Origin of the sequence: Spirosoma spitsbergense DSM 19989 (assembly GCF_000374085.1) — a bacterium.
GTDB lineage: Bacteria > Bacteroidota > Bacteroidia > Cytophagales > Spirosomataceae > Spirosoma > Spirosoma spitsbergense.
On sequence record NZ_KB893614.1, the window covers coordinates 115255 to 123743 of the forward strand.

Sequence of the window (8489 nt, forward strand, 5' to 3'; positions counted from 1 at the left end):
CGACTAGGTAGCCGGGCTTTGATTAGCGCAATTGTAGGTAAAACGCCACTAGGTTAATTTTAGTTTATGCAATGAAAAATAGTTAAATAGTTTTTCATTATAATCTCATCATTGATAGAAGCATCATTTTCAATGGCAAAATCCGCCGTTTTACGTCCTTCGGGACGAATCATTTACGAAGTCACGATCCAGCATATAGGGTCGTTAGCCTCCCTGCGGCAGCGCGAACCAACGATAATTTTCTTCTCGAACCTGCGAAAAGCCGTTGATGCCATCACGGCGGAGTTAGCTCTCAACAACTGGCCACCACGGGTAAACTACACTGCCGTTTACCGGGGCGTTAAGGAACGGGCTTTCTACAGTTGCGATTTCAACGTGGCCGGAGCGCGTATCTTTCGGATTAAAGTCACGCCCAGAATTCTCAATCCGGCACTGCCCCGGTTGGGAATCGACGAAAACCCCACCGATACCGGGAAGCCCTGAAAAGAAATCAGATTTACAATTGGATTCAGTAAGCCTTCAAACTTAAATCCAGGCTCTTGATCTGATGAGTCAGCGCGCCGGACGAAATGTAGTCTACCCCCGTTTCGGCGTAGGCCCGCAGGTTCGTTTCATCAATACCGCCCGATGCTTCGGTGATGAACCGTTTGTCAATAAGCCGAACCATATCGCGAATACCATCGGGTGTGAAGTTGTCCAGCAGTATTACGTCTATCTGACCCACGCGGAGCACCTCTTCTACCTCGGCCCGATTGCGGGTTTCTACCTCGATACGTAGTGTCCGCCCGGTTTCTTTCAGGTAAGCCACGGCCTTGGTGATGGCCGCTTCAATACTTCCGGCATAATCGACGTGGTTATCTTTTATGAGGATCATGTCGTACAGACCAAATCGGTGGTTGACGGCTCCTCCTATTTTAGTCGCCATTTTCTCGCAGATACGAAAGTTCGGAGTCGTTTTACGGGTGTCCAATAGCTTTGCCCTTGTCCCTTCCAGCAAATTGACTAGTTCGCGAGTATGGGTAGCTATACCGCTCATGCGCTGCATGCAGTTGAGCACCAGTCGCTCGGCGGTGAGAATGTTGCGGGCGTTACCGCTTACAGTTAGTACGATGTCGCCAGGTTTGATTGTTGCCCCGTCCTGCATTAGTACATCGACGACAAAATTGGGGTCTACTTCGGCAAAAATAGCTTTTGCTACATCGACACCAGCCAGGATACCGGCTTCTTTAACCAGCAATCGGGCTCTTTTTTGCGCATCAGCCGGTATTGTCGACAGGGAAGTATGGTCGCCATCGCCGACATCTTCGGCCAGGGCTAATTGAATAAATTCGTGTAAGTTCATAGGCGCAAGTTATGCGTTTCTTACAAACCAACTGGTTGAGAGGCTATAGGTTTTGTCGGGTTGGTGGTAAAGAACAGTAGTTCAGTTGATCAATTGGGAACTCAACGCGTCTCTTAATTCATCAGGACGTATGTTTCTGGCGATGATCGTTCCGTTTGGACTAATGAGCACGGAAGTCGGTAGACCTGTAACATGATACCGCTCGAACAGTTGATTGGTGTCATTAGAAATAACCTGAGGCCAGCGTAAGGGAGATTTTACCATAAACGTTTTGAGCCGTTTGGGAGAGTCCAACGTAATACCAATGAATGCTACCTTATCCGTATCCACTTTCCTGTAAATGTTCACCAGAGCAGGCATATCCTGAACACAGCCCTTACAGCCGGTTCCCCAAAAGTCAATGTAGACGTACTTACCCCGGTAGTTACCCAGATCGACAGTACGACCCGTCAAGAAATCGCGCCCGGCAAAAGGTTGAAACGAATTACCAACCTGTAAGCTATAGGGCTGCTTTTTCCCATCAGCAGGCTCCAGTTCCAGCCAGTTATTGAACACATCCACACCTTTATTCCTGTATTTCGACCCGCCAATAGCAACCACGTCGTCAATCTCAATCAAGTCTTTATCCTCTATTTTTCCCGAGAAAAACAGTGAAGAAGGGTCAACTAATCTGGTCTTCTCAAAATCAGGTGTAGTAAAGCCAGACGCCAGTGTAAGCTGGTATTCTTTATTTCCCTTTTTGAGCGTAGTGGTTGCGTATTGAGGAAAGTTATACAGCAGTTCGCTACCATACATTTTCACCACCATTGGCAGTTCAGCAGGTTGCACCACGCCTTTCTGGTAAATTTCGTATTGAATCCGGAGCGGCTTATCGTACTGGTAAGGATCTTTCGGATCAATAGTTTTCGGGTGAATAGTGGCTTCGTCACTAAAATCAAGGTTGTTATTCGTATCCACCTTGACCACCCATTTCCCGCTTTTCTCATCGAAGCCCCGGATTACGTAAATGTAGCACCTGATTGGTTTTTTAGATACCCGGTTAGTATCTGGAAACAAATGCCAGTCCTTTTGTAACCCCTGATAATCAGTTAGGTTAATATTCCCTACAATGAAATTCTGATATACAAACTGATTATTATTCAGTATTACATAGGAAACACTTGTTCTCGACCATGACTTGGGTATTCCATTTACGGAGAGATACGTTTTACACCAAACGGGCGAGTCTTTAGTGGAATTTCTAACGAATGAAAAGCCGGGATGGAATGGTCCGTACCCTTCTTTGAGTTGGATAGGGAGAAAAGCAGTCGTTTCAATCTGGTTCTGGGGTTGGGTACAGGCATGTACCAAGAGGACGCTTGAAAGCAGTATCCAGACCGAGTTTTTCAGGATCTTCATGTGCTGAGAATTGATTATACAAGCTCGTCAGGCATCCAGGCAGAATAAGAATCTAATTTAGTCAACTATACGGATATGTGATACCCTCTCCGTCCAAATTTGCATTCCTCCGAAATTGGTACGAAATTTGTCCTCCGCAAAGGAAATATATGAAGCAACCGCGTGTCATACAACGCTTTTCGAGCCTGATGCTGGCTTCTTTACTGCTCTTTATGGCAGTTTGGGGGTACGGCAGCATAGCGCAGCAACAAACGCTGGCGGCCAGGAAAGTAGTAGCCGAACATGCTAAATCCGGAAAAGCGGATAGTTCAAAGGAAACTCAACTGAGTACGGCCCAGTTTGACGCTGTTGTTACGCCGGCGGTCCAGCTAGGCGATTCGGGGCAGTCTGCATTTTTGCTACCAGCCCCCACACTGGTTATTTTATTGCTGTTGAGCGTTGCCCTGCTCCGGCACTTTACGCTCCCCCATTTTTATTTCTCTTATTTCAGGCACGTATTCGGGCATCATATCGCCACGAATGCGCCCTAACACGTAGCCGGGCTGGGTTGTCCAGCCTGCGTTTTACCGCCCGTTCCTCTTCAGCGTCAGTCTGTTGAGTCTCTTTTTAGTTTATCCTACATTTTCCCAAAGCAGGCAACTGCCTGTTTCAACCAATGCAAAACAGAACCGGAATTCTTATTCTGACGGGAGTTATTACAGCCATCTGTATCTACTTCCTGTCGTTCACCTTCGTGTCGCGCAACATCAAAGCCGATGCCGAAGCCTACGCGACGACCAAAGATGGTCAGGTCGATCGCAGCAAAAAGCAGCATTACCTCGATTCGCTCTGGAAAGAACCTGTCTATCTGGGCAGCACGTTGCAGGAAGTAACCGAGCGCGAACTGGGTCTGGGTCTTGACCTTCAGGGTGGTATGCACGTCGTGCTGGAAGTGTCGCCCGTCGAAATCCTGCGTAGCCTATCGGGCAACAATCGCGATCCTAAATTCAACCAGGCACTAAAACAAGCACTGGAGGATCAGAAAACGAGTACTACACCTTTTGTAGACCTGTTTGTCAGTGCCTTCAAAAAGATTGCGCCCGATACCAAACTGGCTACCGTATTTGCTACCAGTGCCAACCGGAGCAAAATAAACTACCAGTCGACAGATACCGAAGTTCAAAAGTTGCTAACCAACGAGGTGAACGACGCTACCACACGGGCCTTCCAGATCATTCAGGCGCGAGTTGACAAATTTGGTGTTGCTAACCCAAACATTCAGCGGTTACCGGGTTCAGGCCGGATTCAGATTGAACTACCGGGCGTTGAGAACCCCGAACGTATCCGTCGCCTGCTGACCGGCGCGGCCAAACTGGAATTCACCGAAGTATACCGCCTGAACGAGCTGGCCCCGGCTATTGAAGGCATGGGCGCGTATCTGCTGCGCGAAGAAACCGCCCGCAAAGCCGCTTTGAAAACGACAGCTCCAGCAGCAGGAACGGCTGCCAAAGGAACGTCGAGTCTGGAGTCACAACTGGCGCAGGGTGCCAAGAAAGATTCAACGGCAGCTGGCGATACAGCAGCCGCAGCCGCGCAGGGAACCGCCTTAACGCAATTATTCCTGCCTGTTGGACAGGATCAGCTGGGTGTTTATCTGAAGGATACAGCTCGTGCCAATGAGGTACTGAATGCGCCCGAAGTGAAAGGCCTGTTCCCATCCGATGCCGTATTTGCCTGGGATCGGAAGCCGTTCAAAGCAACGGATGACAAGGAAATCCTGCCCCTGTATTTCATCAAGAAACCAGGTGGACGTTCGCCCCTCGAAGGCGATGTTATCACCGATGCTACCAGTGATTATGACGACCGGGGCCGTCCGGAAGTGACGATGAACATGAATGCCGAAGGTGCCCGGAAATGGCGGAACCTCACGGCTGCCAATGTAAACCGGCCCGTGGCTATTTTGCTGGACAACCTGGTTTATACCGCTCCTAACGTACAGAATGAGATTCCGAACGGACGTTCGAGCATTTCGGGCAACTTCACCATTGAAGAAACCAAAGACCTGGCCAACGTGCTGAAAGCCGGTAAACTACCTGCCCCTACCAACATTGTAGAGGAAAGTATTGTGGGTGCCACACTGGGTTCCGAAGCCGTTAGCGCCGGGGTTCTATCGTCTATTGTTGGTATTCTGCTGGTACTGGCCTTCGTGGTGTTTTATTACAACCGGGCCGGTCTCATTGCCGACTTAGCCCTTGTCGTTAACCTCTTTTTCCTGTTGGGTGTAATGGCCTCGCTGGGTGCTGTGCTAACCATGCCGGGTATTGCCGGTATCGTGCTCTCCATTGGTATGGCCGTGGATGCGAACGTACTGATTTTCGAGCGGATCAAAGAAGAACTGGCCGAAGGGAAAGGCTTCAAGCAGGCTGTAGGAGATGGCTTCAAAAATGCGCTGTCGTCTATCATCGACTCCAACGTGACTACCTTCCTGACGGGTATCGTTTTGTTCGCGTTCGGAACGGGCCTGATTTTAGGATTTGCTACCACGCTGATCATTGGTATCCTGACCTCTCTGTTCGCGGCTATTTTCATCACCCGCCTGATTCTGGAATACTATATTCGGAACGGTAAGACCCTGTCTTTTTCCTCGAAGTGGGCAAAAAACCTGTTTGCTGATTCCAACTTCGATTTCGTATCCCGCCGGAAACTATACTATACTGTTTCGTCGGTAATTATTGCGGCTGGTGTCCTTTCGGCCGTTTTTAGAGGTTTCGGTTTAGGGGTCGATTTTAAAGGAGGCCGCTCATACGTCATCCGTTTTGAGAAGTCAGTCAGTACCGACGACGTTCGTAGCTCACTGGAGAACGTTTTAGGCGCAGCACCCGAAGTAAAAACCTATGGTGGTACGGGTATTGGCTCCAATCAGGTGAAAGTAACGACGCCGTACCTGATTGACGACAATACGCAGGGAGCCGATAAGCGGGCTGAAGCTACCATCTATAAAGGACTGAGCAGCATAAAAGGCAATCCAGCCCGTATTGAAAGTTCGCAAAAAGTGGGGCCAACCATCGCGAATGATATTCTGACCTCTGCGCTATGGTCCATTTTGCTGGCCGTGGCCGTTGTGTTCGCTTACATCCTACTTCGATTCAAGCGATTGGCCTTCGGTTATGGCGCGGTGGTGGCCATGTTCCACGACGTATTGATCATCCTGGCTATTTTCACCTTCTTCAACGGTATCCTGCCCTTCTCGCTTGATGTCGACCAGGCTTTTGTGGGTGCGTTGCTGACCATCATGGGTTACTCCATGAACGATACCGTGGTTGTATTTGACCGGGTGCGTGAGTACCTGAATGAAAATAAGGGGAAGAAAGAAAGCATCCCCATCATTATCAACAACGCGCTGAATAGTACGCTGAGCCGTACGGCCGTAACGGGTTTCTCCACGATTCTGGTTCTGCTGGTACTGTTCATCTTCGGGGGCGAAACCATCCGTGGTTTCTCATTCGCCATGCTGATTGGCGTTATCGTAGGTACTTATTCGTCGTTGTTCGTCGCTACCCCGATTGTGGTTGATTCCCTCAGCCGTGATCAGGAAAAGGGTGAGAATTTAAGCGATAAGCCCGCAGTGGCCGAGAAGAAAACAGGGTTTGATGCCGTTCCGGTCGACTTTACAAGTGCCGCACCCGCTACACCCGCTGAGTTCACGGCCAAGAAGGAGAAGAAAGATAAGAAGCCTCTAATCCGGCCTTCTCAGTCGTAGTAAAACAGCGAAAGAATGAGTGAGTGAAAGAGCGAAAAAGATACCGATTGGTAACCGCTCTTTCACTCATTCGCTCTTTCACTCATTAATATTCGTATATTTCGACTTGAACACCGCATAATCTTTTTCAAAGAGACACGATCACCAAACTCTATTTTGTTGCATGGAAACAACCAAAGTACATACACCAGCCAAAAATCAGCTCTGGGCGAAAAAATCGCTCGAAAAACTCATGGCCGGGGACAATGACGGACCACCCGATAGCATGAACCCGATTAGTCAGGAGGGCACGTTGAAGCGTACTCTGAATGTCACGAACTTGATTGCGCTGGGTATCGGAGCCATTATAGGAGCGGGTTTATTTGTCAGAACAGCGGCTGCGGCTGGTGGTCATGCTGGTCCGGCGGTAACAATCTCTTTTGCCATTGCGGCTTTTGCCTGTGCACTGGCCGGGTTGTGTTATGCCGAGTTTGCCTCTATGATTCCCATTGCCGGTAGTGCCTATACATACAGCTATACCACGATGGGTGAGTTTGTTGCCTGGATTATTGGCTGGGATTTAGTACTGGAATACGCACTTGGAGCCGCTACCGTATCCATTGGCTGGTCACAGTATCTGAACGCCTTGCTGGACGATTTTCTTCATTTTCATATACCCTATCGATGGTGTCACTCTCCATTTCAGGTTAGCGATGGCTTAGGCATTTATGCCGGTGAAGCGGGCGTACAGGGGCTTGTTAATCTGCCTGCGGTGTTCATTCTGTTAATGCTGAGCCTGTTGTTGATCAGAGGTACGCAGGAGTCGGCGGCTTTCAACAATGTTATCGTTATTGTGAAGGTTAGTATCGTCCTGCTGATCATTGCATTGGCCTGGAAATACATCAACCCCGCCAACCACACTCCGTTCCTGATTCCGGCCGATGCCGGTACGGCTAAGTTAAGCACCGGGCAGATCCACAACTATTCCGACCCATTGAATCATGGCTGGCTGGGCGTACTTCGAGGAGCTGGTATTGTCTTTTTTGCCTTCATCGGCTTCGATGCGGTATCAACAGCGGCTCAGGAAGCGAAGAACCCGCAGCGCGATATGCCCATCGGCATCCTGGTATCACTAGCCATCTGTACTGTACTCTATATTCTGTTCTCGTACGTATTAACCGGCCTGGCTCCTTACAAAGAGTTTATGGGACAGGGTGGAGAAGCCTCCGTCGTGTATGCAATCAATACCTACATGCCTGGTTACGAGTGGTTAGCATCGTTGGTAACGGTGGCTATTCTGGCTGGTTTCTCTTCGGTAATTCTGGTGATGCTGTTGGGACAAACCCGCGTATTTTACACGATGAGTAAAGATGGTTTGGTACCATCAGTATTTTCGAGACTGCACCCGAAATTCAAAACTCCCTTCCGGTCACAATGGTTGTTTTTTGCCTTTGTTTCTATCTTCGCGGCCTTCGTGCCCGATAGCATCGTGGGCGATATGACCAGTATTGGAACACTGTTCGCTTTTGTACTGGTTTGTATTGGTATCATGATTCTGCGAAAAACGGATCCCAATATCGTTCGTCCGTTCAAAACACCCCTCTATTTAATCGTTTGTCCACTGGGAGCCGCCATCTGTCTGGCGATGATTTTGAGCCTGGGCTGGGAGAACTGGACACGGCTCATTATCTGGATGGCCATTGGTCTGGCTATATACTTCGGTTATGGCCGCTACCACAGTAAAATACGGTCGCAGGAATAACACGACCCACCTGAACATGAGTCATCCCGAATTTTAGGGGGTTGACAACAAGGGGCCTCCTTTCTTAGCTTTGAGCATCACCACAACGCCAAAGCCAGAAAGGAGGCCTTATTATGTGCCAAGCACAAGAACAAAATAACCATACCGCAGCAAAAAATGCAACCGCAAATGCAACCGCTGCCGACTTCATCACCCAAAAAGTCCGTCAGTATCTCCAACCCATTGAAAACCAACTGAATCAGTCGCTCGATAAGCGACTCGTGACCACC

Annotated in this window: 6 protein-coding genes; 4 read left to right on the plus strand and 2 right to left on the minus strand. The window is 49.1% G+C overall.

Going from position 1 to position 8489, the window contains the following annotated elements:
• Positions 1–132: 132 nt before the first annotated feature.
• Positions 133–483 (plus strand): hypothetical protein, encoded by a 351-nt coding sequence (locus B157_RS0133045; RefSeq protein ID WP_020607576.1) that lies wholly within the window; start codon positions 133–135, stop codon positions 481–483.
• 25 nt (positions 484–508) lie between these two features.
• On the opposite strand, the gene nadC is transcribed toward B157_RS0133045, so the two are convergent.
• On the minus strand, positions 509–1342 hold the full coding sequence (nadC, locus tag B157_RS0133050; protein WP_020607577.1) for a carboxylating nicotinate-nucleotide diphosphorylase: 834 nt from the start codon (positions 1340–1342) through the stop codon (positions 509–511).
• Between the two features lie 81 nt (positions 1343–1423).
• Positions 1424–2740, minus strand: a complete 1317-nt coding sequence (locus tag B157_RS0133055) for a peroxiredoxin family protein (protein WP_020607578.1) — start codon at positions 2738–2740, stop codon at positions 1424–1426.
• Between the two features lie 149 nt (positions 2741–2889).
• Here B157_RS0133055 and B157_RS0133060 point away from each other — a divergent pair, with 149 nt between their 5' ends.
• The 3 genes from B157_RS0133060 to B157_RS0133070 all read left to right on the plus strand — a co-directional run bounded on the left by B157_RS0133060 (position 2890) and on the right by B157_RS0133070 (position 8220).
• On the plus strand, positions 2890–3270 hold the full coding sequence (locus tag B157_RS0133060) for a hypothetical protein (RefSeq protein WP_245565394.1): 381 nt from the start codon (positions 2890–2892) through the stop codon (positions 3268–3270).
• 125 nt (positions 3271–3395) lie between these two features.
• Entirely contained in the window at positions 3396–6479 is a 3084-nt protein-coding gene (secDF, locus tag B157_RS0133065) for a protein translocase subunit SecDF (protein WP_020607580.1), read from the plus strand.
• A gap of 163 nt (positions 6480–6642) precedes the next feature.
• Positions 6643–8220 (plus strand): amino acid permease, encoded by a 1578-nt coding sequence (locus B157_RS0133070; protein WP_020607581.1) that lies wholly within the window; start codon positions 6643–6645, stop codon positions 8218–8220.
• Positions 8221–8489: the final 269 nt, after the last annotated feature.

What these genes read in the sequence shown, in the direction of transcription:
- nadC (WP_020607577.1), bottom strand. Translation starts at nt 1,342, where the DNA reads ATGAACTTACACGAATTTATTCAATTAGCCCTGGCCGAAGATGTCGGC.
- B157_RS0133070 (WP_020607581.1), top strand. Translation starts at nt 6,643, where the DNA reads ATGGAAACAACCAAAGTACATACACCAGCCAAAAATCAGCTCTGGGCG.
- B157_RS0133055 (WP_020607578.1), bottom strand. Translation starts at nt 2,740, where the DNA reads ATGAAGATCCTGAAAAACTCGGTCTGGATACTGCTTTCAAGCGTCCTC.
- secDF (WP_020607580.1), top strand. Translation starts at nt 3,396, where the DNA reads ATGCAAAACAGAACCGGAATTCTTATTCTGACGGGAGTTATTACAGCC.
- B157_RS0133060 (WP_245565394.1), top strand. Translation starts at nt 2,890, where the DNA reads ATGAAGCAACCGCGTGTCATACAACGCTTTTCGAGCCTGATGCTGGCT.
- B157_RS0133045 (WP_020607576.1), top strand. Translation starts at nt 133, where the DNA reads ATGGCAAAATCCGCCGTTTTACGTCCTTCGGGACGAATCATTTACGAA.